Genomic DNA, 24,044 nt, shown 5'->3' with positions numbered 1-24,044 from the left:
CGCGATCCCCGGGCGCGGCTACGGCCAGCCGCTTCGGGGAGCGCGCGCAGCCCCCGCCGCAGGTTCGCGGCAACATCCCCGGATCCCCGATGACGGCAGCGGAGCCCGACGGTGCCCCAGCCACGCGCGTGCAGGTCGGCCTCGGCCTGCTCGCCGTCTACCTCATCTGGGGTTCGACCTACCTGGGCATCCGCTTCGGCCTGCAGGGTTTTCCGCCCTTCCTGATGGCCGGCCTGCGCTTCGTGTGCGCCGGGTCGGCCGTCTACCTGTGGCTGCGGTTGCGCGGCCAGCCGGCGCCGACGGCGCGCCAGTGGCGCAATGCCGCGCTGATGGGCGTGCTGCTGCTCGGCATGGGCAACGGCCTGGTATCGGTGGCCCAGCAATGGGTGGCGTCCGGCCTGGCGGCGATCGCGGTCGCCTCGATGCCGCTGTGGGCGGCGCTGTTCGGCCTGGCGTTCGGCCGTCGTTACCGGGGCATGGAGTGGCTGGGCTTGCTGGTCGGCTTCGCCGGCGTGCTGCTGCTGAATGCCGGCGAGGCGCTGCAGGCCAGGCCGCTTGCGGCCCTGGCGCTGGTCGTCGCGGCCGCCTCGTGGGCGTTCGGTTCGGTCTGGAGCCGGGGCCGCGACCTGCCGCCGCCGTTCATGAGCACGGCGGCGCAGATGCTGACCGGCGGCATCGCGATGCTGGCCTTCGGCCTGGCCACCGGCGAGCGCATCGAGGGCACGCCGCCGGCTACCGCGATCGCCGCGCTGGCCTACCTGGCGGTGTTCGGCTCGATCATCGGCTTCGGCGCCTACATCTGGCTGCTCAACAACGTGCGGCCGGCGCTGGCGACCAGCTATGCCTACGTCAATCCGCCGATCGCGGTCCTGCTCGGCGCCCTGCTGGCCGGCGAACAGGTCGGCTGGCAGACCGTGCTGGCGATGGCGGTGATCCTGTCGGGCGTCGTGCTCATCAGCCGCGGCGCGGCGCCGCCACCGGGCACGGTGCGGCCGGTGACCAGGACCCCTGCCTGATCTCCGGGCCTCGGCTCAGATCGCCCGCAAGGCCGCGGTGACCGGCAGGCGCGCCGCGCGCAGGGCCGGCATCAGGCCGCCCAGGAAGCCGATCGCCAGCGCCCAGACCAGGCCCTGCAGCACAAGGGCCGGAGTGACCGCGAAGTTGAAGGCGACCTGGGTGAAGCCCTGGCCCAGGGTGCTGACGCTGTAGTCGTTGAACAGCAGCCAGGCCAGCGCCGCGCCCAGCGCGCCGCCCAGCGCCGACAGCAGCATCGATTCGGCCATCACCGAGGCGACCACCGGCAGCCGTCCGAATCCCAGCGCGCGCAGCGTGCCGATCTCCGCGGTACGCGCCGAGACCGCGGAGTACATGGTGTTGAGCGCGCCGAACAGCGCGCCGAAGGCCATGATCGCGGCGATGATGTTGGTCAGCAGGCCGATCAGGAAGGTCAGCGTCTGCGACTGGGCGCTGAAGAACTCCTGTTCCCGGAAGACATCCACGGTCAGGGTCGGATCGACGGTCAGGCGGGCCTTCATGGCGTCGAAGGCATCGCCGTGGGTGAGCTGGGCCAGCACCGAGGAGAAGCCGGTCCGGCCGAAGGCGCTCTGTACCGCCTCGGCATCGCCCCACAACTCGGTGGCATGGCCATCGCCGCCGGAGTCGAATACGCCGGTGATGGTCCAGGTCGAGCCGCGCAGGCGCAGGGTGTCGCCGATCGCCAGGCCGGCGAACTGGCCGGCGGCGCCCTGGCCGACCACCAGCTCGCGCAGGCCGGGCCGGAACATCCGTCCCTGTACCAGCCGCCATTCCGGGCGCATGGCGACGCCGGCCGGCTCGACGCCGCGCAGGGAGACGTTGGCGCCGGTGCGCTGGCCGCGCCGCGGCACCTCGGCGATCACGATCAGTTCGGCCGAGGCGATCGGCAGGCCATCGGCATCGCGCCGCACCGAGGGATCGTTCTTGATGCGGGTCGCCGCGGCACGGTCCAGGAAACTGGACAGTTCGGCGTTGGCGCCGGCGCGCAGGACCAGGGACCGGTCGAGCTCGCCGGTCGCCGACAGGGTCCGGCGCAGACCCGTCGACATCGAAAGCATGGCGACCAGCACGGCGACCACGCCGGCGATGCCGACGATGATGACCAGGGATGCGCCCCAACGCTGCGGAATGCTGCGCAGGTTCATCGCGACGATGGCCGCCACCTGGCGCCAGGTCCTCATCGTCCCGCCCCAGGCGGCACGAGCCGCTGCGAGCCGTCCATGGCGGGCTGCGCCGGCCGCGCCCTCCATGGCGCGGCGCTCGCCGGCGCGGCCTGCGATCCGACGCAGGCCGCGAAAGCCCCGGCTCGCCCCCAACGCTGCGGAATGCTGCGCAGGTTCATCGCGACGATGGCGGCCACCTGGCGCCAGGTCCTCATCGCCCCGCCCCAGCCGGTACGAGCCGCTGCGAGCCGTCCATGGCGGGCTGCGCCGGCCGCGCCCTCCATGGCGCGGCGCTCGCCGGCGCGGCCTGCGATCCGACGCAGGCCGCGAATGCCCCGGCTCGCCCCCAACGCTGCGGAATGCTGCGCAGGTTCATCGCGACGATGGCGGCCACCTGGCGCCAGGTCCTCATGGCGCTGTTCCGGTAATCGGCGGGCAGGGCCCCGGCATGCTCATCTCCCGGCCAGGGCGTCGACGATGCGCAGGCGCATCGCGCGCAGTGCCGGCGGCAGGCCGACCGCGGTTGCCAGGGCCAGCACACTGATGCCGGCGAACGCCCAGACCCGCAGGTCGGTGCGCAAGGGCGGAAAGTCCGGGGGCAGGGCGCCGGTCACTGCGCTGGCCAGCAGCATCCCGGCCAGGGCGCCCAGGGCGCACAGCAGCAGGGCTTCGGCCAGCACCAGCCAGAGCACGGTGCGGTCGGTGAAGCCCAGGCACTTGAGCACGGCCAGTTCGGGGATGCGCTCGCGGACCGCCTGGCTCATTGTGAAGCCGGTCAGGATCAGGATGGTGAAGAACACCGCCCCGGAGATCGCGTTCATGATGAAACCGATGTCGCCGAACTGGCGCAGGAAACCGAGCTGGAACTCGGCCTCGGCCTGGGTCTTGGTCTCGTCCGGGCTGTTCTCGAAGCGCGCATCGACGGCGGCGGCGATTTCTTCGGCCATCCCCGGGTCGGCGACCTGGACGATGAAGATGCCGGCCAGGCCGCGGGCGCCCGGGCTGCGCGCCTCGTCGAACTGCGCGTAGTTGAGGTACATGAGCTGGGCGCGGTCGCGCCATTCGGCATCGCGACCCTCGAAGATGCCGACGATCCGCCACTCCCAGTTGCGGCTGCCGTCGGCCCGCGTCCAGATGAAGCTTGTCAGCGGCACGATGTCCCCGAGCTTCCAGCCGAAGCGCTCGGCCAGCCGGGCGCCGACGATGGCGCCGTCCGCGGTCGAGACGAAGGCCAGCCGCTGTTCCTCCGGGAGAATCCATTCGGGGTAGACGTCGAGCAGCCGCTGCGGCCCGACCACGAACTGCGGAAAGCCCTGGCGCTGGTCCTGGTAGACGCCCCCGAAGAACTGCGAGTGCGCGACCCGGGTCACGCCCGGCACCGATTCCACCTGCGGTAGCATGCGCATCGGCAGCGGCTGGGTGAAACTGATCCGCGCCTGGGTGATCAGCCGGTCGGCGCCCAGGAAATCCGCGCTGCCGGCGACCAGCGAGTTCATCGCCTGCAGCAGGCCGAGCAGCAGGAACGCCGCGGTCAGCGACAGCAGGGTGAACAGGGTGCGCGTCTTGCGACGCAACAGGGCGCTCCAGACCAGGTGCAGGTACTTCATGGCGGCCCGTGCCCCGGCATCGTTCAGTGGCCCGCGGCCGGCGCGTCGACCAGGCTGCCCTTGTCCAGGTGCACGGTGCGGGCGGCGTAGTCGGCGGCCTTGGGGTCGTGGGTGACCATGACGATGGTCTTGCCGAACCGCCGGTTGAGGAGCTGCAGCAGGGTCAGCACTTCGTCGGCGGTCTTCCGGTCGAGGTCGCCGGTGGGCTCGTCGCAGATCAGGATGCGCGGGTCGGAGACCAGCGCCCGGGCGATCGCCACCCGTTGCTGCTGGCCGCCGGACAACTCGCTGGGCTTGTGGCCGGCGCGGTCGTCCAGGCCGACCAGGGACAGCGCCAGGCGCGCGCGGCGGCGGCGGTCGGCGGCGCCCAGCGAGGTGAGCAGCAGTGGCAGCTCGACGTTGCGCTGTGCGCTCAGCACCGGCATCAGGTTGTAGCTCTGGAAGATGAAGCCCACCGTCTCGGCGCGCCAGTGCGCCAGCGCCTCGCCGGACAGCGCGTCGATGCGCTCGCCGGCCACGGTCAGTTCGCCGGCGCTGGGCGAGTCCAGCCCGCCGATCAGGTTCAGCAAGGTGGTCTTGCCGGAACCCGAGGGACCCATCAGGGCGACGAAATCCCCTTCCGGGATGTCCAGGTCGATGCCGTGCAGGACCTCGATGCGCTGCTTGCCGCGCACGTAGGCCTTGGTCACGCCGCGGACGCGGACCAGCGGCGCCGGCACTGCGGCGGCGCCGTCAACGGCCACGGCCGACCTGGACCCGGTCGCCGTCGGCCAACGTCTCCAGCGGCCCGACCACGACGGCGTCGCCGTCGGCCAGCCCGGACAGCACCTGGCGGTCGGCGTCGCGGCGCTCGCCGGCCTCGACCGGCACCTGGCGGACCCGGTCCACGCTGACCACGAACGCCACGCTGGTGCCGTCGCGCTCGACGATGGCGCGCGCAGGCACCCACACGCCCCTGGGCGGCGGCGCATCGGCGCGGGCCTGCTCCAGGAAGCTGACCCGCACGCCCATGTCGGGGACGATGCGCGGATCCTCGACATCGAGGGCGATGCGCACGCGTACCGTCGCCTTGGCGCGGTCGGCGGTCGGGATGATGGCGATCACCGAGCCGGGGATGCGCCACTCCGGATAGGCGTTGAGCACGGCCTCCACCGGCTGGTCGGACAGCACCCGCCCGATGTAGGCCTCGTTGACGTCGACCTCCACCTCCAGGGAATCCATGTCGACGATGGTGCCGATGCCGGTGCGGGTGAAACCGCCGCCGGCCGAGATCGGCGAGACGATCTCGCCAGGTTGTGCGGCCTTGGCCACCACCACGCCCGCGAACGGTGCGCGCACGATGGTGTTGTCGACGCCGATCCGCGCCAGTTCCACCTGGCTGCGCGCCACCTCGACCTGGCGGGCCAGGCTGGCCTGGCGCGCCTGGGTGGTGTCGAACTCGGCCTGTGCCTGGTCGAGCTGCGCCTGGGCGACCAGGCGGCGATCGAGCAGGCTGCGCTGCCGCTCCAGATTCTGCTGCGCCAGGCGCAGGTTGGCGCGGACCTCGCCCAGCTGGGTCCGTGCGGCGTCGAGCTGGGCCTCCGCCAGCGCCTGCTGGGCGAGCGCGTCGACCGCCTCCAGCCGGGCCAGCACCTGGTCGGCCTCGACCCGCATGCCCTCCTCGATCAGCACCTCCTCGACCTTGCCCGTGATCTTCGCGGACACCGTCGCCAGCCGTCGCGCGGTGACATAGCCACTCGCGTCCAGCACCGATCCGCCGCCCGCCTGGGCCGGCCTCGCCGCGACGGTCTCCACCGGCACCGGCCGGTTGCCCAGCAGCAACCAGGCCAGCAGCAGCGCCAGCGCCGCGAGGGCCAGCAGCCAGGGCCAGCGACGACGCCGCGCCTGCGGCCGCTGCCGGCGCTCGATGCGCAGCTGACGCAGGACCTCCTCGGAACCCTCCATGCCTGTGCCTCCCGATGCCAGGAAGCTACTTTGCCGGCAGCCGGCGCGAAGGGCCAGTGATGGCTGTCAGCCGCTCCACCCGCGCCCGTCCCCCGCGTTCGGAACGAACGCGGACGCGCTCGCGCGGCCGGGCGACGCCTCAGCCGCGGAAGCGCGCCTGCAACATCGCGTGGTAGGCGCGCAGGCCCTGGGCCTCGCCACCGGCCGGGCGGCCGGGCCGCGCGCCGTCGTTCCAGGAATACACGTCCAGGTGCGCCCAGGGCACGTCCTCGGACACGAAGCGCTGCAGGAACAGCGCCGCGGTGATGCAGCCGGCGTGCTTGCTGGCCGCTGCGTTGTTGAGGTCGGCGATCGGGCTGTCCAGGAAGGCCGCGTAAGGTGCGTGCAGCGGCATGCGCCACAGCGGATCGCGTTGCCGCAGGCCCGCCGCCAGCAGGTCGCCGGCGAGTGCCTCGTCGTTGGCGAACAGCGCCGGAAGGTCCGGGCCCAGGGCGATGCGCGCGGCACCGGTGAGGGTGGCGAAGTCCAGCAGCAGCGCCGGCTGCCATTCGGCGGCGTAGGTCAGCGCATCGGACAGGATCACCCGGCCCTCGGCGTCGGTGTTGCCGATCTCGACGCTCAGGCCCTTGCGGGTGGCGATCACCTCGCCAGGACGATAGGCGTCCGGGCCGATGGCATTCTCAACAGCCGGGATCAGCAGCTTCAGGCGCACCGGCAGGCCGCCGGCCATGACCAGGCCGGCCAGCGCCAGGGCGTGCGCGGCGCCGCCCATGTCCTTCTTCATCCGCAGCATGCCGTCGGCCGGCTTGATGTCCAGGCCGCCGGTGTCGAAGCACACGCCCTTGCCGACCAGGGCCAGGCGCGGATGCCCCTCGTCGCCCCAGTCGAGCTCGATCAGGCGCGGCGGCCGGTGGCTGGCGCGGCCGACCGCGTGGATCGCCGGGAAATTCTGCGCCAGCAGGTCGTCGCCCTCGATCACCCGGACCTGCGCGCCATGCCGGTCGGCGAGGCGGCTGGTGGCCTGGGCGAGCTCGGCTGGCCCCATGTGCTCGGTCGGGGTGTTGACCAGGTCGCGCACCAGGGCCACCGCCTCGACGACCGGTTGCAGGGCACCCAGTACCTCGTCCGGCAACGCCAGGCGCGACGGTGCTCGGCGGGGCTGCCGGTAGCGGTTGAACTGGTAGCTGCCCAGCGCCCAGCCCAGGCCGGCCGGCAGCGGGTCCAGGCCAAGGCCGCGGGGATCCAGGCGGTAGTCGCCGGCGGGCAGCGACAGGGGCAGGCCGGCCAGGGTCCAGGGGTCGGCTGGCTCCCCGGCGCCGACCAGCACCGCGGCCAGCGCACCCTGACCGTCCGGCAGCAGGCAGTGGCTGCCCAGCTCGGCGGAGAAGCCGCAGGCGCGCGCGTGGCCGGCCGCCGCGGCCGGCAGGGTGGCGAGGAGGGCTTCGAGTCCGTCGGCCCGGACCGCAACCAGCGGCGTGGCCGACGTGTTCGCATCGAGGGAGATCAGGGTCATCGGAGAGTGCTCGGGGTCGGTGAAAGGTCGGCCAGGTGGGCCGCCAGTTCGGTGAGGTCGCGAACCACCAGGTCCGGACCGGGCAGGTCCGGGTGCGGCCAGGGGCGATCGTCGCGGTTCAGCCAGACCGCGCCCATGCCGGCGCGGCGGGCGCCGACGACATCCATGAGCGGATCGTCGCCGACATGCCAGACGTCGCCGGCAGGCAGTTCCAGCAGCGCCAGGGCATGGCCGAAGATGCGCGGGTCGGGTTTGGCGCAACCGACCTGGCGGGCGAACACCGCACCGTGGAAGTGGTGGTCGAGGCCGATCCGGGCGAGGTCGGCATTGCCGTTGGTGAGCGCCACGATCCGGTGCCGCGCGGCCAGCGCCGGCAGGGTGTGGTCGACCTCGGGGTAGCACTCGACCTCGTTGCGGGTCGCATAGAACAACGCGTAGGCCGCCTCGACCAGCGCCGGCGCGTGCAATCCGCAGTGTTCGAAGGCGCGCTCAAGGCTGAGCCGGCGCACCGCGCCGTAATCGTGCGCGAGGTCGGGCCGTTCGGCGAAGATGGTGTCGCGCAGGGCGCGCATGGCCAGGCCGGGATAGCGTTGCGCCACCGCAGGCGCGTGTTCGCGCAGGAACGATTCCAGCGCCGCCTCGCAGCGCAGGATCACCGGCAGGATCGGCCACAGCGTATCGTCGAGATCCAGGGTCAGCGCCGCGGGCGGCGCCGAACGGGTGCTGGCGCTCAGCACTTGCGCGAGAACAGCGTCCTGCGGCATTCGGCACCGGCTTCGGCGGTCCCCTCGGCGGCGGTCTGGCCGCTGCCGTTCGGCACCGCCGGGGCGGCGGCCTCGGCCACGGCCTCGGCGCCCGCAGCGGCATCCGCATCGCCCTCGATGCCGTCGACGGACGCCAGCGCGGCGGTGGCGGCCGTCGCCTCGCCCGCGTCGTCGCCGGCATCCGCCGCCTGTGCGGCGTCGCGCCCGGCGAACCGTACCTGTTCGACCGGCAGCGGTTCGCCACCCAGGCGCTCCCAGAGGGTGGTCAGCCGGCGCGCGTGCAGGTCGCGGAAGTCCTGGTCGTCCCGGTGCGGCACCAGGCGCTTGCCGACGATCACGTTCTCGGCGACGGGCGTGCGCAGGAACTCGGCGAAGCGGTTGATCTCGTCGACCTTGGGATTGTCGGCCCGGTACACGAGGTACAGGGGCACCGTGAGCAGGTAGCGGCCATCGGCGACGGTGTCCTTGTCGGCGGCCACGCCCTCGATGCCGAGCGCGCGCACGCGCTGCTTGTCCAGGCCCGCCAGGGTGGTCATGCCGATCGAGTCCGGGTCCATCTGCACGCCGATCTCGATCTGGTGCTGGTTGAGGAAGAGGCGGCGGATCTTGGCGTTGTAGCCCGGGTTGCCGAACAGGATCTGGCGCATCGACGACTCCAGCCCGTCATAGGGGCCCATCACCGAGTACAGGTCGATCGGCGCGTCGCGGCCGCCGACCTGGTTCCAGTTCTCCAGGCGGCCCATGAAGATGTCGCGGACCTGGGCCAGGCTGAGCTCGCGTACCGGGTTGCTGGGATGGACGATGAACACCACCGCGTCCCAGGCGACCGGCCAGAACACCAGATGGCGCTCGGCGTCGCGGCCGGGGACCGGGGGGCGGGCTGAGGTGGCGATGTCGATCTCGCCGCGGATCACGCCCTCGATGCCGGCATTCGTGCTGAACGGGGTGACCGTCAGCGAGGTGCGGGTCTGGCGCGCGTACAGGGCACCCACCTCGGTGAGGCCGCGGGCGGCGGCATAGTCGCCGCGCAGCGAGAGCTGGGCGTGGACCGGCGCCGCCGCAAGCAGGGCCGAGGCGGCGGTCAGGAGCAGGGTGGCTACGCGCATGAAGGTGAAATCCGCTTGGCGGTCAATGATTTGTGCACGATACCATGGGGGCTGTCGAGCCACCACCGCTGACCTGGCGGTTTGCCCTTTCAGCGCGTCAGGTCCACCTTGTACAGGCGATTGCCGCGCAGGATCGTGAGCGACAGCACGGCGGGCGCACGCGTCAGCGCGGCGCGCAGCGCCTCCAGGTCGTCCAGGTCGGTGTCGTTGACCTGCAGCACGACATCGCCCCGGCGCAGGCCGGCGCGCCCGGCCGGCGAGTCCGCCGCCACCGCGCTGGCCAGGGCGCCGCGCACGCCGCGGGCGGCCAGGCGCTCGGGCACCGGCGCGAACTCGGCGCCGGCCAGACGCCGGTCCGCGGTATCGCCGACCAGCGCGGTCAGCGCGCTGACCAGGCCGCCCGTCAGGCGTCGCTCGCGACCTTCGCGCAGCACCACCAGCGCCACCTCGCCGCTGCCGGGCAGCATGCCCTCGAGCGCGCGCAGTTCCCGGCCGTTGCGCACAGGCGCGCCGTTCAACGCGGTGAGCACGTCGCCGACCTGGACACCGGCCCGGGCGGCGGTACCGTCCGGCTGGATCCGGGTCACCGCGACCCCTGCGCCGCTGGCGGCGCCCAGGTTTGCGGCCAGCACCGTGTCGAGGTCCTGCACCTCCAGCCCGAGCGAGCCGCGCCTGACCGCACCTTGTTCCACCAGCTGGTCCAGCACGGAGGCGGTCAGCGCCGACGGAATCGCGAAGCCGATGCCGGCGCTGTCGCCGGACCGCGAGTAGATGGCGGTGTTGATGCCGACCAGCTCGCCGCGCAGGTTGACCAGGGCGCCGCCGGAATTGCCGGGATTGATCGAGGCATCGGTCTGGATGAAGTTCTGCACGCCGCGGCCGTCGAGGCCGCCACGACCCAGTGCGGAGACGATGCCGGAAGTCACTGTCTGGCCCAGGCCGAACGGGTTGCCGACCGCGACCACGAAATCGCCGACCCGCAGCGGCTCGCGCTGGGCCAGCGGCAGCGCGACCAGGCCCTCGGCCGGGATGCGGATCACCGCGATGTCGGTGGCCGGGTCGGCCCCGATCCGCTCGGCGACCAGGGTGCGGCCATCGGCCAGGGTCACCGAGATGTCGTCGGCAGCCTCGATCACGTGGTGGTTGGTCACCACCAGGCCACGGCCGGCATCGACGATGACCCCCGAGCCCAGCGAGCGCTCGACGCGTTCGCGCGGCATGTCGGGGATGCCGAAGAAATGCCGGAAGAAGGGATCGTCCATGAACGGCGACGACCGCACCTGCACCCGGCTGGCGGTGTAGACGTTGACCACGGCCGGCATCACCCGCTCCAGCATCGGCGCCAGGGAGGGGATCGGCTGGCCATCGATCGCCGCCGGCAGGCCGGCGGCGCGCGCCGGGGCGATCAGGACATCGGCCAGGGCGGTCGCGGGCGTCGGGGACGTCTGTCCTGCCAGCCAGCCGGTGCCGGCGGCGGCCAGTATCAGGATCGGGAGAAGCAGGCGACGCTGAGGCATCTGGGCTCCTTGGCAATAGAACCCCGCAGAGATGGGGGCGGAACGGCGGTCTGACCGGGGGCGACGCCCGAGGTTCCTGCGCCGCCCGCTGGCGGTTCATCCTCACCAGGGACAGGGCTGCGGCAGGGGCGTCCGTGGCCAGGCCCGGCCGCCCCGGGGCGCGATGCACTGGGCTGTCGGGATCCGCCCGGGTTTCGCGTGGTGGGCAGCAGATCCCCCAGGAGCCCTGCCCATGAACGCTTCGCCGGTTTCTCCGAACCCCGCCACTCTTGGCCGCACCCCGACGGTGAGTCGCGTCGGACTGGCTGCGCTGGTCCTGCTTGGCCTGGCGTTGACGATGGGCGCCCAGGCCGGGGACCGCTCGGTCCTTCAGAACGAGCCCCATGTCCTGGATCCGACCGGCCTGTGCGGTGGCACGGTGGTCGATCCCTTCCTCGCCAATCCCAATGGTCAGGGCACCGGCCGCAGGCTGGTCCGCCTGGCCGACGGCGATTACGTGGTCGCTGCCCTGGTGCCCGAGCACGGTTTCAATCCCCCGCCGAACGGCATGTGGAACATCGGTCTGGTGCGTTACCGCCTGCCCTGCACCCATGTCCCCTGGCCTCCGGGACAGTACAGCGTCCCGGCCGGGGGCATCTGGCCGCGCCGATATCTCGTGTATCCGAATCTCGGGCAGCCGCAGTTCACCGAGATTTCCGACCTGAAGGTGTTCGGTTCGCACCTCTACGTGCTGGCGGACCGGCGCAAGACCACCAGCAACAGCAGTGTGCGGGACGTCGTGGTGGTGGTGTTCACCCTGGATGGCGAATTCGTGGGCCAGTACAACGCCATGAACAGCGAGTTCGATGAGCGCGGTTCCGGCATGGTTTTCTTCCAGGACCAGGGGTTCCCGCCCGGGCCGGCGAAGCTGTTCGTGACCGGGAACACCACCGGCCTTCCGCAGGTCCCCAGCGGAACCACCATCACCCAGGTCCGCCTGACCCGGACCACCGGCGGCGGGTTGACGCGCGACAACACCCTGGGACCGGGCGGCAATCTCACCTACATCGACTATTTCCTGCCGGACTCGTACTGCACGGCGGCCGCCCAGCCCTGCCACGGCTTCGTGAACGGTATCGCGCTCAGCCAGTCCGGCGGCGTGTTCAACCGCATCTACCTGGGCGGGGCCCTGCGCCGCAACACCAGCGGGAACTGGGACTTCCTGGTCCTCGCCACCGGCTTCAACGGGGTTCTGGACACCAGCTTCGGCGGCTCCGGCGGCGGCCGTCAGTGGGCCATCTTCGATGCCGGAGGCAACAATCGCGATGTCGCGAACGCGGTGCTCGTGCGCCAGGTGGCGCCCTTCCAGGACGAGGTGTTCCTGGTCGGTGAAGTCGCCCAGCGACCGGCCTCGGACGGCAATGCCGGCAACCGCGGCATCGGCGTGGCCAAGTTCACCCATGCGGGATTTCTGGACGCCGGTTTCGGCATCGGCGGGCGCGCCGTGACAGGCGGCTGCAGCACGCCCCCGTGCCAGGACTTCTTCAACGGCGGCGACGCCGAGAGCTATCCGCGCGCGGCCGTACTGGGCGGCTCCCGCCTCTACATCGCCGGACGCGAACGTCGTCGCCCGCAGTGCGTCACCTCCTGCACGCTGCCCCACGAGGCCAGCGCCGAACTGCTGGTGGTCGACGCCGGCAGCGGCGCGCGCCTGCACCAGAGCACACCGGTGCCGGACGCCGACTTCCATGACCTGCTGCGCGAGCCCAATGGCCGCCTGAGCGCCGCCGGGGTGTACGTCGAGAACTCGTTGCCACGGGCCCTGACCGCCCATTTCCGAGCCGATCGGCTGTTCGGCAACGGCTTCCAGACACCCTGAGCCGTCGGTATCGCCGGGTCCCGTCGGAAATGGCGGGTGCGTCGGTCGACGCGCCCGCTCGCGCTGCCCCGGGCCCGGCAGTGGAACGCCCGGGGCGGATCGGGGTGTCCTGACCGCCGCATCGACCCAGGGCCGGGCACCGGCCCCGCGCCCCTGCGCGCCGCGCCTGCCGCCCGATCGACCGCGGGCCCGGCCCCGGTACAGGCGAAGATTGACGCCTCACCCGCCCGGGAGTACCGTTCCCACTCGCCCCAACATCTTGTGGATGCCGCGTTCAGGCTGCACTAGAGGTTGTGAGAAGCGTCCAAAAGCACCATCAGATCAACGAACTATTGGGAGCGCCCAGGAATGAGCACAGTGCGACTGGAAGCCGTCGCCCCTGCGTCCCGTGAAGTCCCGATGCAGCCCGCCTCTGTGGATATCTGGGACAAGAAGTACCGCCTGAAGTCCAAACAGGGCGAGCCGGTCGACGCCGACATCGACGCCACCTACCAGCGCGTCGCCCGCGCCCTGGCCGATGCCGAGGCCGACGCCGCCCGCCAGGCGTACTGGTACGAGCGGTTCCTGTGGGCGTTGCGGCGCGGCGCGATCCCGGCCGGGCGGATCACCTCCAACGCCGGCGCGCAGGAACACAAGCCCAAGACCAGCACCATCAACTGCACGGTGTCGGGCACCATCGAGGATTCCATGGACGGCATCCTGGACAAGGTCCACGAGGCCGGATTGACCCTGAAGGCGGGCTGCGGCATCGGTTACGAGTTCAGCACCCTGCGCCCGCGCGGCGCCTACGTCTCCGGCGCCGGCGCCTACACTTCCGGGCCGCTGTCGTTCATGGACATCTACGACAAGATGTGCTTCACCGTGTCCAGCGCCGGCGGCCGCCGCGGCGCACAGATGGGCACCTTCGACGTCAGCCATCCCGACGTCCGCGAGTTCATCCGCGCCAAGCGCGAGGACGGCCGGCTGCGGCAGTTCAACCTCAGCCTGCTGATCACCGACGGCTTCATGCAGGCGGTCGAGGCCGACGCCGAGTGGCCGCTGGTGTTCCCGGTGCATGTCCACGAGGCCGACGAGGTCGACCTTGCCGACGCCGGCGCGGTGGTCTGGCGCGAGTGGCCGACCACCCGCAACTACGTGACCCGCGACGATGGCCTGGTCGCCTGCCGGATCTATGGCCAGATCCGCGCCCGGCACCTGTGGGACATGATCATGGTGTCCACCTACGACTATGCCGAGCCGGGCTTCATCCTGATCGACCGGGTCAACGAGATGAACAACAACTGGTGGTGCGAGAACATCCGCGCCACCAATCCCTGCGGCGAGCAGCCCCTGCCGCCGTATGGCGCCTGCCTGCTCGGCTCGGTCAACCTCACCAAGTTCGTGCGCGACCCGTTCACCGACCAGGCGCGCTTCGACTGGGAGGAGTACAAGGAGGTCGTGCGCGTGTTCACGCGCATGCTCGACAACGTCGTCGAGGTCAACGGCCTGCCGCTGCCGCGCCAGCGCGAGGAGATCCTGCGCAAGCGCCGGCATGGCATGGGCTTTCTTGGCCTGGGCAGCACCATGACCCTGCTCGGCATGAAGTACGGCTCGCCGCAGTCGCTGGAGTTCACCGAAGGCGTGTCCCGCGAAATGGCGCTGGCCGGCTGGGAGATGGCCCTGGATCTGGCCCGCGAGAAGGGGCCGGCGCCGATCATGGACGAGGACTTCGAGGTCACCGCGGAGATGCTGCGCAAGCGGCCGGAGATGGCCGCCGACGGCTGGAAGGCCGGCGACACCATCAAGGGCAGGGAACTGCACGCGCGCTATTCGCGCTACATGCAGCGCGTCGCGCAGGTCGCGCCCGGGCTGGTCGAGGAACTTGCGCGCACCGGTGCCCGCTTCACCCACCACAGCTCGATCGCGCCGACCGGAACCATTTCGCTGAGTCTGGCCAACAACGCCAGCAACGGCATCGAGCCCAGCTTCGCGCACCACTACTCGCGCAACGTCATCCGCGAGGGCCGCAAGACCAAGGAAAAGGTCGACGTGTTCAGCTACGAACTGCTGGCCTATCGCGAACTCGTCAATCCCCAGGCGATGCCCTACGCCGAGGATGCCTCGGCGCGGCTGCCCGATTACTTCATCGCCGCCGACGACATCACCCCGAAGGCCCACGTCGACGTCCAGGCCGCCTCGCAGAAGTGGATCGACAGTTCGATCTCCAAGACCGCGAACGTGCCCACCGACTATCCCTACGAGGACTTCAAGGACATCTACAGGTACGCTCACCAGCAGGGTCTGAAGGGCTGCACCACCTTCCGCTTCAACCCCGCCGCGTTCCAGGGTGTGCTGGTCAAGGAGTCCGACCTCGAGAACACCGTCTACCGGTTCGAACTGGAGGACGGCAGCGTGATCGAGGCGCGCGGCAACGAGGAGATCGAGTACGACGGCGAGCTGCACACCGCCGCCAATCTGTTCGACGCCCTCAAGGAAGGCTATTACGGCAAGTTCTGAGTACCCGGCCCCCGGGCCGGGCACGGGGCCGCGGCAGTGCCGCGGCCGTTCGTCGACCCAATGAGAGCAATCGCCATGGCCAGCAGGAAGTCCCCCAGCAAGAAGCCCGCCGCCGAGCCCAGCCACGGCACCGAGGCGTTGAAGGAAGCTCTGGACCACGCCCGCACCGGCGCCAGCGAGCTGGCCGACGGCGTCCGCGAGGTCGCGGGCAGCGCCGCCGAGGTCGTCCGGACCCAGGTCGCCCTGCGCCGTGCCCAGGTCCGCACCGGCGCCGCCAAGGTCCGTGCCACCGTCGAGCCGGTGGCCGGCAAGGCGGCCGAAGTCGCGGCCAGCGCCGGCCGCACCGCCGCCACCGCGGGTCGCACGGTCGCCACGGTGGTCGGCACCGCGGTAGGCACCGTTGCTGGCGTCGCCGGCCGTGCGGCCGGCACGGTGGCTGGCGCCGCCTCCGCCGCCGTCGACAAGGTCGGTGCTGCCGCGCGCGCGGTCAAGGCAAAGGTCACCGGCAAGGCTGCGAAGTCCCCTGCCAAGCGCGTGAGCGGCAAGTCGGTCGCGAAGAAGGCGGCCGCCGTGCCCAAGGCAGCAGCCAAGAAGGCGGTGGCGGCCAAGAAGGCCGTGGGCAAGAAGCTGGCCGCCACCAAGAAAGCGGTGGTCAAGAAGGCGGCTGCCACCAAGAAAGCGGTGGTCAAGAAGGCGACTGCCACCAAGAAGACGGTGGTCAAGAATGCGGCTGCCACCAGAAAGGCTACGGTCAAGAAGGCGGCTGCCACCAAGACGGCAGTGGTCAAGAAGGCGGCTGCCACCAGGAAGTCGGCTGTCAAGAAGGCGGCCACCACCCGGAAGGCGGTCGCCAGGAAGGCGGCGACGCCTGGCAAGGCGTCCGCGACGGTGCCGGCCGGGAAGACCGCAGTACGCAAGCCGGCCGCCAAGGGCAAGGCAGCGGGTCGCACCCGTCGCTGACCGGCGCTGCAGCACCACGAGATACCGCACCGCGCCCGCCGCGCGGTGCGCCAAGGACAACCGATGGCCATCAAGATCGAAAAGAAAATCAAGGGATACGCCGTGGTCCGGCCCGACGAGCCTGCGGCCGTCGCGGCCGCTTCTGCCCCGTCTCCGGCCCACGACGCCGATGCCGAGGCAGGCCTTCCGAGTGCCGAGGTCATCCAGATGCACGAGCGCGTCGAGCGCCCGGAGCGGCTGGAGGGCCACACCTACAAGATCAAGTCGCCGCTGTTCGAGCACGCGCTGTACGTGACCATCAACGACATCGTGCTCAACGAGGGCACCGAGCACGAGCTGCGCCGGCCCTACGAGATCTTCATCAACTCCAAGAACATGGAGCACTTCCAGTGGACGGTGGCGCTGACGCGCATCATGTCCGCGGTGTTCCGCAAGGGCGGCGACGTCACCTTCCTGGTCGAGGAGCTGAAGGCGGTGTTCGACCCGCGTGGCGGCTACTTCAAGGCCGGCGGCATCTACATGCCGTCGATCGTGGCCGAACTCGGCGTGGTGATCGAGGACCACCTCCGGAAGATCGGCATGATCCTGGGCGAGGAGCTGAGCCCCGAGCAGAAGCGCCTGATCGCCGAGAAGCGCGCCGCCCTGGAATCCCGCTCAAAAAAAAAGCCTGAGGTAGGCGCTGGCGCGTCGGCGCGCAGACAGGGCAAGGGCGTCGGCGGCAACCGGATCAGCCCGGACCTGGCCGACCGCCCCCAGGTGCCCGAGCAGGCCGACCAGGCCACGGTCCCAGGGTTCCCCGCCTCGGCCAGCCTGTGCGGCAAGTGCAGCGCCAAGGCCGTGGTGATGATGGACGGCTGCGCGACCTGCCTGTCCTGCGGCAATTCCAAGTGCGGCTGAGCCTGCGGCCAGGCGGCGGCCGGTGAGCGTCGACACGCCGATCGCCGCCAACATCCGCAGCCACGGCTGGCACTGCGTGATGGTCGCGCCGGAGGCCGAGGGCGAGGAGGCGTTCGCCTACACGATCGGGCTGGCAGAACGCTTCGATCAGCCGGAGGTGCTGGTGTTCGGCCTGCCGGAGGCCTCGGCGCACGCCCTGCTGGCGCGCTGCGTCGGCCTGGCCGAAGCCGGCCAGCGGCTGGCGGCCGCCGAGCGCGACGACCTGCTCGGCGGCGGCTTCAAGGTCCGCCTGGTGCCGCTGCGCGCCGACCGCTACGACGAGTACCTGGGTACCGCCTTCCGCCACTACGCGGAGCGGCCGTTCCAAGCCCTGGTCCTGTTCTGGCCGGACCGGGAAGGGCGCTTCCCGGGGGAGCCGGGATACGCCGGCACCGGCCAGCACGAGGCGCTCGCCGCGGTCTGAACCGCACCGCCTCGGGGCTGCCGTGTTTCAGGACAGGCCGTTGCGGCGACCGGCCAGCCAGTCCGCCCCGAGCAGGCAGGCGATCGCCCAGGCGCCGCCCAGGCACCAGCCGGCCAGCACGTCGCTGGGCCAGTGCACGCCCAGGTAGACGCGGCTGATGCCGATCGCCAGGGCCAGGCCGATGGCGCAGGCCAGCACATAGAGACGCGTGGCCTGGCGCTGGAACTCGAAGCGCGCCAGCAGGGCGCCCAGGGTCAGGTAGACCACCGTCGACAGCATCGCGTGGCCGGACGGGAAGCTCGGGCTGAGCGCCTCGACCAGGTGCGGCACCAGGTCCGGGCGCGGCCGGTCCAGGCCCCACTTGAGCGCGCTGCTCAGCGCCGTGCCGCCGACCACGGCGACCAGCACCAGGCCGGCCTTGGCCGGGCGGCGCTCGATCACCAGCAGGCCGGCGACCGCCAGGGTCGCGAAGGCCAGGGCCACGGTGCCGCCCAGGTGGGTCAGCTCCAGGAAGAACACCTGCAGCCAGGCCGGACCGCGGGTCAGGGCAGGGTCGCCGGCCTCGCGCAGCGTCGACACCAGCCAGGCGTCGAAATGCGCCAGGTCGCCGTCGAGGACGTTGGCCAGGACCAGCACGAAGCCGGCCAGCAGCGACAGCGCCAGCAGCAGGGCCACCAGCGGTGGCAATAACCGGCGCCGTGGCACGGCCGCGGGGATGAGGCGGGCGGATGGCTCGGCGGTTCTCATGCCTGCAGTGTCGCCGCTTCGTGCGCCACGAGGAAGCGCCGCGGCGCCCGCGCACCTGTCCGCCTCCCGCAGGAAGCGGTCCGTGTGCGCCGGTGGCCTCGGCAGGCCCCGGCGGCATCGTGCATGCGCTGGCGGGCTGCGTCCCTGGAACGGTCGGCAGCAGTCCCGGGCCAACGCCGCCAGGTCCGCGGCCCGGTGCTAGGCTCCACGCGCCCGATGCCAGCGGAAGTCCCGTGACACACCAGATCACCACCACCGAGCTGTACCTGATCGCCATGGCGATCATCTTCACCGTGCCCTGGCTGGTCTGGCGGCTGCTGCGCACCGACTACTGGGCGCCCCTGGTGGTGGTGCAGATCATCGCCGGCATCCTGCTCGGCCCTGGCGTGCTGGGCGCGGTCTTCCCCGACTACTACGCCTTCGTGTTCGCGCCGGATGTGGTGACTGCGCTGAATGGCGTCGCCTGGTGGGCGGTGATGATCTTCGTGTGCATCGCCGGCATCGAGCTGGACCTGGCGCAGGCCTGGGCGAACCGCCGCGAGACCGTGGTGACCGCCGGGCTGGCGCTGTTCACGCCGCTGCTGGCGGGCGCCGCGGTGGCCTGGGTGCTGCTCGGCCTGCCGGGCTGGATCGGCACCGAAGGCCGGCCCTGGCAGTTCGTGGTCGGCATCGGTATGGCCTGCGCGGTGACCGCCCTGCCGATCCTGATCCTGCTGATGGAGAAGCTCTCCATCCTGCGCCAGCCGATCGGCCAGCGCATCCTGCGCTACGCCAGCCTCGACGACATCGCCATCTGGGGCGTGCTGGCGATCGTGCTGATGGACTGGGAGAGGATCGGCCGGCAGGCGGCCTTCCTGGCCGCCTTCGGCCTGGCCTGCGTGGTGTTCCGGCGCCTGATGCGGGCGGTGGCGGAGCGCGACCGCTGGTACATCCTGCCGATCTGGCTGTGCGTGTGTGCGTTCGGCGCCGACTGGGCCGGCCTGCACTACATGGTCGGCGCCTTCCTGGCCGGGGTCGTGGTGGATGCGCGCTGGTTCGACCAGGAGCGCATGGACCTGCTGCGCCACCACGTGCTGCTGGTGCTGATGCCGGTGTTCTTCCTGAGCACCGGCCTGCGCACCACCTGGGAGCTGGGCGGCGCGATGGTGTTCGCCGCCGCCGCCGCCCTGCTGGTCGCCTCGGTGGCCGGCAAGCTGGCCGGGGTGCACCTGGCCGGACGCATCCTGCGCTGGCCGCGCGGCGACGCCGGCATCATCGGCTGGCTGCTGCAGACCAAGGCGCTGATCATGATCATCTTCGCCAACGTGCTGCTCGACAAGGCGATCATCACCTCGGCGACCTTCACCGCCCTGCTGCTGATGGCGGTGGCCAGCACCATGCTGACCATCCCGGTGGTGGCGCCGCGCCTGGCCAGGGACGGCGCGGGTGCCGGGGACATCGCCGCGCGCGCGGCCTGAACGCGGCTCAGCGCCGCGCGCGGCGGACGGGGCGTTGCCGCCGGCCAGGAACCCCGGTCCGGGCCGGGCGCTGGCGCATGAAGAACCGGTACAGCGTCGGGATCACGAACAGGGTCAGCAGAGCCGAGAAGCCCAAGCCCCAGACGATGGCCGAGGCCACCGGACCCCACAGAAGGGACTTGCCGCCCAGGCCCACCGCCAGCGAGAACAGGCCGGCGATGGTAGTGGCGGTGGTCATGATGATCGCCACCACGCGCCGCCTGCCGGCGTAGATCGTGGCGTGCAGGGTGCGCATGCCGACCGCGCGCCGGTCGTTGGCCGCGCTGATCAGCACGATGGCGGCGTTGACCGAGATGCCGGTCAGGGCTACCGCACCGTACAGCGTGTACAGGGACACCGCCTGGCCCGAGACGATCACGCCCAGCACCACGCCGATGAAGGCCAGCAGCACCGAGACCAGGATCAGCAGCGGTTGGAAGTAGCTGCGGAACTGTGCCGCCAGGATCAGGTAGATCAGCCCCAGGCCGAGCAGGAACAGCCCGCCCATCGCCTCCAGCGACTCGTTGATGTCGTCGAGCTGGCCGGAGAAATCCAGGTCGGCGTTGGGATGGCGGCTCCCGATCGCCTGCCAGCCTTCCCGCAGCAGGGCGTTCGCTGCCAGCGCGTCCGTGCTGCCCGGCGCCAGGTCGGCCTCCACGGTGATCGCCCGGCGCAGGTTCCAGTGCCGGATCAGGCCGGGGCTGCGTCGCTCCTGCGCGCGCACCAGGGCACCCAGGGTGGTGCTGCCGCCGCCGGGCAGGGCGACCGGATCCGACAGCAGGTCGCGGACGTCGGGCACCTCCCGCGGCCGGGCGCGCACGCGCAGCTCGACCTTCTCGCCGCGGTCGCGCATCTGCGCGACCACCTCGCCATCGACATGCAGGCGCACAAGGCGCGCGACCGCGCCGGGGTCGAGCCCGGCATTGCGGGCCGCCAGCACGTCGACCTCCAGCGACAGCTCGTCGCGCCCTGGATTGTCGTCGTCGACGATGTCGGTGGCGCCTGGGATGCCGGCGATGATGCCGCGGACCGCGCCCGCCGCCGCGCGCAGCTCGTCGAAGTCGTCGGCGCGCACCTTGACGCTGATCGCCTTGCCGGCCGGCGGTCCGCCGGACAGCTTCAGGAACGACACCTCGGCGCGGCCCCCGGAGGCCTCGACCGCCGCGCGCATGTCCTCGATGATCGCGTCGACCTGCCGCATGCCCGGGCTGTCCGGCGCCAGCGAGACGGCGATCTGGCCGTGGCGGTCGCCGATCACCGGTTCGACCTCGGTGAACTTGATGCCGGCCATGGACACCACCGAGCGCGCCTCGCCTTCGCGCAGGTGCCGGCGCACCACCTGTTCCACCGCCATGGTCTGGTGCAGGGTCTCCTCGATCGGCGCGTCCGGCGGCAGGTCGACGTTGACGTAGTAGATGCGCAGCGGGTCGAAAGCGAAGAAATCGAAACGGACCAGGCCGGCGGCGATCGCCAACACCGCGGCCAGGAACAGGCCGGTGGCGGCCGCCAGCCAGCGCATCGGCCGGCGCAGCACGCGGATCAGCGCGCGCGTGTAGGCGATCCGGACCTTGTGCGTCCAGCGCGCGCGCAACGCCTGGCTGCGCGAGTCGCTGATCGCGTGCCGGCCCAGGGTGCCGACGTGGGCGGGCAGCATCCAGAACGCCTCGATCAGGCTGACCAGCAGGCCGACCGTGACCACGAAGGGGATCACGAACATGAATTTGCCGACGATGCCGGGCAGCAGCATCAGCGGCAGGAAGGCCGCGATGGTGGTCGACACCGCGGCCAGCACCGGCAGGCCGACCTCGCGCAGCGAGGCCAGCGAGGCCTCCATCGCCGCCATGCCGCGCTGCATGCGGTAGTAGATCGCCTCGACCACGACCACGGCGTCGTCGACCAGCATGCCCAGCACGATCACCACGCCGAGCAGCACCGACACGTTCAGCGTCGAGCCGGTGGCGGCGATCAGCCAGAAGCTGCCGGCCACCGAGAACACCACGCCCAGCGCCACCAGGGTGGCGATCCGCGAGCCCAGGAACACCCAGCACACCGCCAGCACCAGCAGCAGGCCGATCAGGGCGTTGTTCTGCATGACGCCCAGCGCCGTGCGCGTCGGCACGGTCTGGTCGTCGCTGAGCGCCAGGCGCAGGCCGCTGCCGGCCAGCACCCGGTTGCGTTCGTCGATGTAGGCGGCGATCCGGTCGACCAGGTCGAGGGTGTTGGTGAAACCCACCTTGGTCACGCTCATCAGCACGGCGGCCTGGCCGTCCATGCTGGCGAGCTGGCGCGGATCGGCGCTGCCGCGGCGCACCGTGGCCACGGCGTCGAGTGGTACCCGGCCATCGACGGTGCCGGGCGCTTCGAGCTGGAACGAGGCCAGCAGGGCCGGATCGGCGCTGGTGCCGGCGACCCGCAGCAGCCACTCGCCGCCCTCGGTGCGGACCTTGCCGGCGAAGGTGTCGCGGAACCAGGGCGCCAGGCCGTCGGCCAGGGCGGTGGCGGCGATCCCGCGGCCGGCCAGGGCGATCGGCTCGAACTCCACCAGCAGCTCCGGGTCGCGGAATCCGATCGCCTGGACGCGGTCGACGCCGGCGAGCTGTTCGAGGTCGTCGCGCACGCCGCGCGCCGCGAAGCGCAGGTGCTCGTCGTCGGCGGGACCGGTCAGCACCACCATCGCGGTCGGGAAGCCGTTCGAGGTGGTCAGCTCCAGGATCTCCGGATCGATCGCCTCCGTGGGCAGTTCGGTATTGGCCTTGTTCTGCAGCTCGCGGCGCAGGTCGTTGATGCGCTTGTCGAAGTCGCGTTCGCCGATGTCCCGGAAGCGGACCAGGATGTTGCTCAGCCCCTCGCGCGAGGAGCTGACCACCCAGCGCACGTCCTGGACGTTGCGGATGGCGTCCTCGAGCGGATTGGTGACGCGCTGCTCGACGTCCTCGGCGCTGGCGCCGGGCAGGGCGGTGGCGACGTTGACCCAGTTGAAGTTGATCTCCGGGTCCTGCTCGCGCGGCATCTGCGCATAGGCCATCAGGCCCATGACGATCACCACCACGAAGGCGATGTTGGCGAGGGGGTGGTTGCCGATCAGGGCGCGCAGCAGGCCCACCTCAGGCCTCCGGTTCCGGGTCGTCGCTGGCGAGGACGACGGCATCGCCGTCGGTCAGGCCCTGCTGGCCGCGGGTCACGATCAGGGTATCGCCGGGGAGATCGAGGGCGAACGGCCGGCCATCGATGGCGCCCGGCACCGCCAGGAAGCGGGCCCGTCCGGACTCGGCCAGGAACACGCCGACGGCGTCGCCGCGACGCACCAGCAACGCTGCCGGCAGCTGGCTGGCCGGCCATTGCCAGTGCAGGGTGCCGGCGCTTCCGGCCGGTGCGCCGGCCTGCGTGAAGGCGAAGCGGGCGAGCTGGCTGCGAGTGCCGGTCTCGACCACCGGGGCCAAGCGTTGCAACTGGACCGGCAGGCGGACGCCCTGGGTCTCGAAGGCCAGGTCCCGTGCTTCGCCGATGGCGGCGGCGTCGCCAACCTGCAGGCGGGCCTCGACCTCTCCTGCGGCAAGGTCGACCAGGCGCAGCAAGGGGGTGCCCGGGCTGGCCAGGGCGCCGACCTGGGCCTGACGCTCGACGACCACGGCGGCGAACGGGGCGCGGATCCGCGTCTTGCCTACGGCGCGGGCGGCGACGTCGCGGTCGGCACGCGCCACCGCGACGTCCGCCAGGGCAGCCTCGTGCTCGGTTTCCAGCGCAAGGACCTCGTCCTCGGCGATGAACTGGCGGTCCTGCAGGCCGCGTGCGCGCTGCAGGCGGCGCCCGGCCTGGCTGGCGCGGGCATCGGCGGCCGCCACCCGGGCCTGGGCCTGCGCCAGGGCCAGGCGCAGGTCGGTGTCGTCCAGCGTGACCAGCAGGTCGCCGGCGCCGACCCTGCTGCCGACGTCGACCTCGACGCCGGCGATCGCCGCGGCGACCTCGCTGGCCAGCAGGGTGTCGTTGCCAGCCCGTACCGTCGCGGGTGCCGTCCCATGGCGAGGTTGCAGCAACGCAGCCAGGGGCTGCGCCGACACCCCTGGGGCCACGGTGGGCGCGGCCTGCGGCGGCGGTTCCGCGGCGGGCCCGGCACATCCTGCCAGCAGCAACGGCAGCGCGAACACCAGAAGCAAGAAGACGCGGGACATGGCGCGGTCCTGGGCAGGGAGGGGTCGTGGTGGCCGGCCAGCCCCGGGACGCCGGGACGCGGGGTCGCCGCGGGCGGCGTATTGTTCCACATGGCTGCGCCCGAGCACGATGGGCCGGAGGTCACGCGTGGCCGGACGTTCGACCACGCCTCCTGAGGGTTCGCTGTTGACCGGCGCGCGGCGGCGCGCCGTGGGGTGGCGGCGTCCTGGCGGCGTGAGACCCCTGCCGGCCGCGGCCATGGACGGCCGCCCGGCCAGGCAACCCGGCAAACAGCGGACGCGTCGGGAGCCCCCGGGACAGGCCTCCGA

General features: G+C 71.6%; 18 protein-coding genes. 7 read left to right on the top strand and 11 right to left on the bottom strand.

Annotated elements, in window-relative coordinates; translation table 11 throughout:
* Positions 1–89 precede the first annotated feature (89 nt).
* Complete coding sequence (yedA, locus tag KF823_13425; protein ID MBX3726906.1) at positions 90–1,016, top strand: drug/metabolite exporter YedA; 927 nt, start codon at positions 90–92, stop codon at positions 1,014–1,016.
* Between the two features lie 15 nt (positions 1,017–1,031).
* On the opposite strand, the gene KF823_13420 is transcribed toward yedA, so the two are convergent.
* The 8 genes from KF823_13420 to KF823_13385 all read right to left on the bottom strand — a co-directional run bounded on the left by KF823_13420 (position 1,032) and on the right by KF823_13385 (position 10,649).
* Positions 1,032–2,216, bottom strand: a complete 1,185-nt coding sequence (locus tag KF823_13420; protein ID MBX3726905.1) for an ABC transporter permease — start codon at positions 2,214–2,216, stop codon at positions 1,032–1,034.
* A 434-nt stretch (positions 2,217–2,650) separates the two neighbouring features.
* The gene (locus KF823_13415) at positions 2,651–3,805 is read right to left on the bottom strand and encodes an ABC transporter permease (protein MBX3726904.1); all 1,155 of its coding nucleotides are present in this window, start codon (positions 3,803–3,805) and stop codon (positions 2,651–2,653) included.
* A gap of 23 nt (positions 3,806–3,828) precedes the next feature.
* A complete protein-coding gene (locus tag KF823_13410; GenBank protein MBX3726903.1) occupies positions 3,829–4,524 on the bottom strand; it encodes an ABC transporter ATP-binding protein in 696 nt (231 codons plus the stop codon).
* Between the two features lie 13 nt (positions 4,525–4,537).
* Entirely contained in the window at positions 4,538–5,749 is a 1,212-nt protein-coding gene (locus tag KF823_13405) for an efflux RND transporter periplasmic adaptor subunit (protein ID MBX3726902.1), read from the bottom strand.
* Between the two features lie 139 nt (positions 5,750–5,888).
* Positions 5,889–7,262 carry a leucyl aminopeptidase family protein gene (locus tag KF823_13400; GenBank protein MBX3726901.1) on the bottom strand — a complete coding sequence of 458 codons (1,374 nt, stop codon included), beginning with the start codon at positions 7,260–7,262 and terminating at the stop codon, positions 5,889–5,891.
* On the bottom strand, positions 7,259–8,026 hold the full coding sequence (locus KF823_13395) for an HAD family hydrolase (protein MBX3726900.1): 768 nt from the start codon (positions 8,024–8,026) through the stop codon (positions 7,259–7,261). Before KF823_13395 ends, KF823_13400 begins: the two co-directional genes overlap by 4 nt.
* Complete coding sequence (locus tag KF823_13390; protein ID MBX3726899.1) at positions 7,993–9,132, bottom strand: substrate-binding domain-containing protein; 1,140 nt, start codon at positions 9,130–9,132, stop codon at positions 7,993–7,995. The genes KF823_13395 and KF823_13390 overlap by 34 nt, the downstream gene beginning before the upstream one ends.
* Positions 9,133–9,221: 89 nt before the next feature.
* Positions 9,222–10,649, bottom strand: a complete 1,428-nt coding sequence (locus KF823_13385) for a Do family serine endopeptidase (protein ID MBX3726898.1) — start codon at positions 10,647–10,649, stop codon at positions 9,222–9,224.
* Positions 10,650–10,881: 232 nt separating this feature from the next.
* Between KF823_13385 and KF823_13380 the strand changes: the two genes are divergently transcribed.
* From KF823_13380 to KF823_13360, 5 genes are all read left to right on the top strand, one after another.
* A complete protein-coding gene (locus KF823_13380) occupies positions 10,882–12,507 on the top strand; it encodes a hypothetical protein (protein ID MBX3726897.1) in 1,626 nt (541 codons plus the stop codon).
* 348 nt (positions 12,508–12,855) lie between these two features.
* Positions 12,856–15,003 (top strand): adenosylcobalamin-dependent ribonucleoside-diphosphate reductase, encoded by a 2,148-nt coding sequence (locus KF823_13375; protein MBX3726896.1) that lies wholly within the window; start codon positions 12,856–12,858, stop codon positions 15,001–15,003.
* Positions 15,004–15,039: 36 nt separating this feature from the next.
* Entirely contained in the window at positions 15,040–15,963 is a 924-nt protein-coding gene (locus tag KF823_13370) for a hypothetical protein (protein MBX3726895.1), read from the top strand.
* A 63-nt stretch (positions 15,964–16,026) separates the two neighbouring features.
* Positions 16,027–16,860 carry an NrdJb gene (locus KF823_13365; protein MBX3726894.1) on the top strand — a complete coding sequence of 278 codons (834 nt, stop codon included), beginning with the start codon at positions 16,027–16,029 and terminating at the stop codon, positions 16,858–16,860.
* Between the two features lie 22 nt (positions 16,861–16,882).
* On the top strand, positions 16,883–17,323 hold the full coding sequence (locus tag KF823_13360; protein MBX3726893.1) for a DUF4262 domain-containing protein: 441 nt from the start codon (positions 16,883–16,885) through the stop codon (positions 17,321–17,323).
* Between the two features lie 27 nt (positions 17,324–17,350).
* Here the strand turns inward: KF823_13360 and KF823_13355 are convergent, their stop codons facing one another.
* On the bottom strand, positions 17,351–18,070 hold the full coding sequence (locus KF823_13355; GenBank protein MBX3726892.1) for a phosphatase PAP2 family protein: 720 nt from the start codon (positions 18,068–18,070) through the stop codon (positions 17,351–17,353).
* A gap of 275 nt (positions 18,071–18,345) precedes the next feature.
* On the opposite strand from KF823_13355, the gene KF823_13350 reads away from it, so the two are divergent.
* Entirely contained in the window at positions 18,346–19,527 is a 1,182-nt protein-coding gene (locus KF823_13350) for a cation:proton antiporter (protein ID MBX3726891.1), read from the top strand.
* Between the two features lie 7 nt (positions 19,528–19,534).
* Here KF823_13350 and KF823_13345 read toward each other — a convergent pair whose 3' ends face one another.
* Positions 19,535–22,669: an efflux RND transporter permease subunit gene (locus tag KF823_13345; GenBank protein MBX3726890.1), complete on the bottom strand. Its 3,135-nt coding sequence runs from the start codon at positions 22,667–22,669 to the stop codon at positions 19,535–19,537.
* A 1-nt stretch (position 22,670) separates the two neighbouring features.
* Entirely contained in the window at positions 22,671–23,735 is a 1,065-nt protein-coding gene (locus KF823_13340; GenBank protein MBX3726889.1) for an efflux RND transporter periplasmic adaptor subunit, read from the bottom strand.
* Positions 23,736–24,044: the final 309 nt, after the last annotated feature.

The sequence above is a fragment of the Lysobacterales bacterium genome (genome assembly GCA_019634735.1).
Classification (GTDB): domain Bacteria; phylum Pseudomonadota; class Gammaproteobacteria; order Xanthomonadales; family UBA2363; genus Pseudofulvimonas.
Note: the sequence above shows the minus strand (reverse complement) of the source record. Positions and strands in the feature narration are given on the sequence as shown.

What these genes read in the sequence shown, in the direction of transcription:
- yedA (MBX3726906.1), top strand. Translation starts at nt 90, where the DNA reads ATGACGGCAGCGGAGCCCGACGGTGCCCCAGCCACGCGCGTGCAGGTC.
- KF823_13420 (MBX3726905.1), bottom strand. Translation starts at nt 2,216, where the DNA reads ATGAGGACCTGGCGCCAGGTGGCGGCCATCGTCGCGATGAACCTGCGC.
- KF823_13415 (MBX3726904.1), bottom strand. Translation starts at nt 3,805, where the DNA reads ATGAAGTACCTGCACCTGGTCTGGAGCGCCCTGTTGCGTCGCAAGACG.
- KF823_13405 (MBX3726902.1), bottom strand. Translation starts at nt 5,749, where the DNA reads ATGGAGGGTTCCGAGGAGGTCCTGCGTCAGCTGCGCATCGAGCGCCGG.
- KF823_13400 (MBX3726901.1), bottom strand. Translation starts at nt 7,262, where the DNA reads ATGACCCTGATCTCCCTCGATGCGAACACGTCGGCCACGCCGCTGGTT.
- KF823_13395 (MBX3726900.1), bottom strand. Translation starts at nt 8,026, where the DNA reads ATGCCGCAGGACGCTGTTCTCGCGCAAGTGCTGAGCGCCAGCACCCGT.
- KF823_13390 (MBX3726899.1), bottom strand. Translation starts at nt 9,132, where the DNA reads ATGCGCGTAGCCACCCTGCTCCTGACCGCCGCCTCGGCCCTGCTTGCG.
- KF823_13385 (MBX3726898.1), bottom strand. Translation starts at nt 10,649, where the DNA reads ATGCCTCAGCGTCGCCTGCTTCTCCCGATCCTGATACTGGCCGCCGCC.
- KF823_13380 (MBX3726897.1), top strand. Translation starts at nt 10,882, where the DNA reads ATGAACGCTTCGCCGGTTTCTCCGAACCCCGCCACTCTTGGCCGCACC.
- KF823_13375 (MBX3726896.1), top strand. Translation starts at nt 12,856, where the DNA reads ATGAGCACAGTGCGACTGGAAGCCGTCGCCCCTGCGTCCCGTGAAGTC.
- KF823_13365 (MBX3726894.1), top strand. Translation starts at nt 16,027, where the DNA reads ATGGCCATCAAGATCGAAAAGAAAATCAAGGGATACGCCGTGGTCCGG.
- KF823_13355 (MBX3726892.1), bottom strand. Translation starts at nt 18,070, where the DNA reads ATGAGAACCGCCGAGCCATCCGCCCGCCTCATCCCCGCGGCCGTGCCA.
- KF823_13350 (MBX3726891.1), top strand. Translation starts at nt 18,346, where the DNA reads ATGGCGATCATCTTCACCGTGCCCTGGCTGGTCTGGCGGCTGCTGCGC.
- KF823_13340 (MBX3726889.1), bottom strand. Translation starts at nt 23,735, where the DNA reads ATGTCCCGCGTCTTCTTGCTTCTGGTGTTCGCGCTGCCGTTGCTGCTG.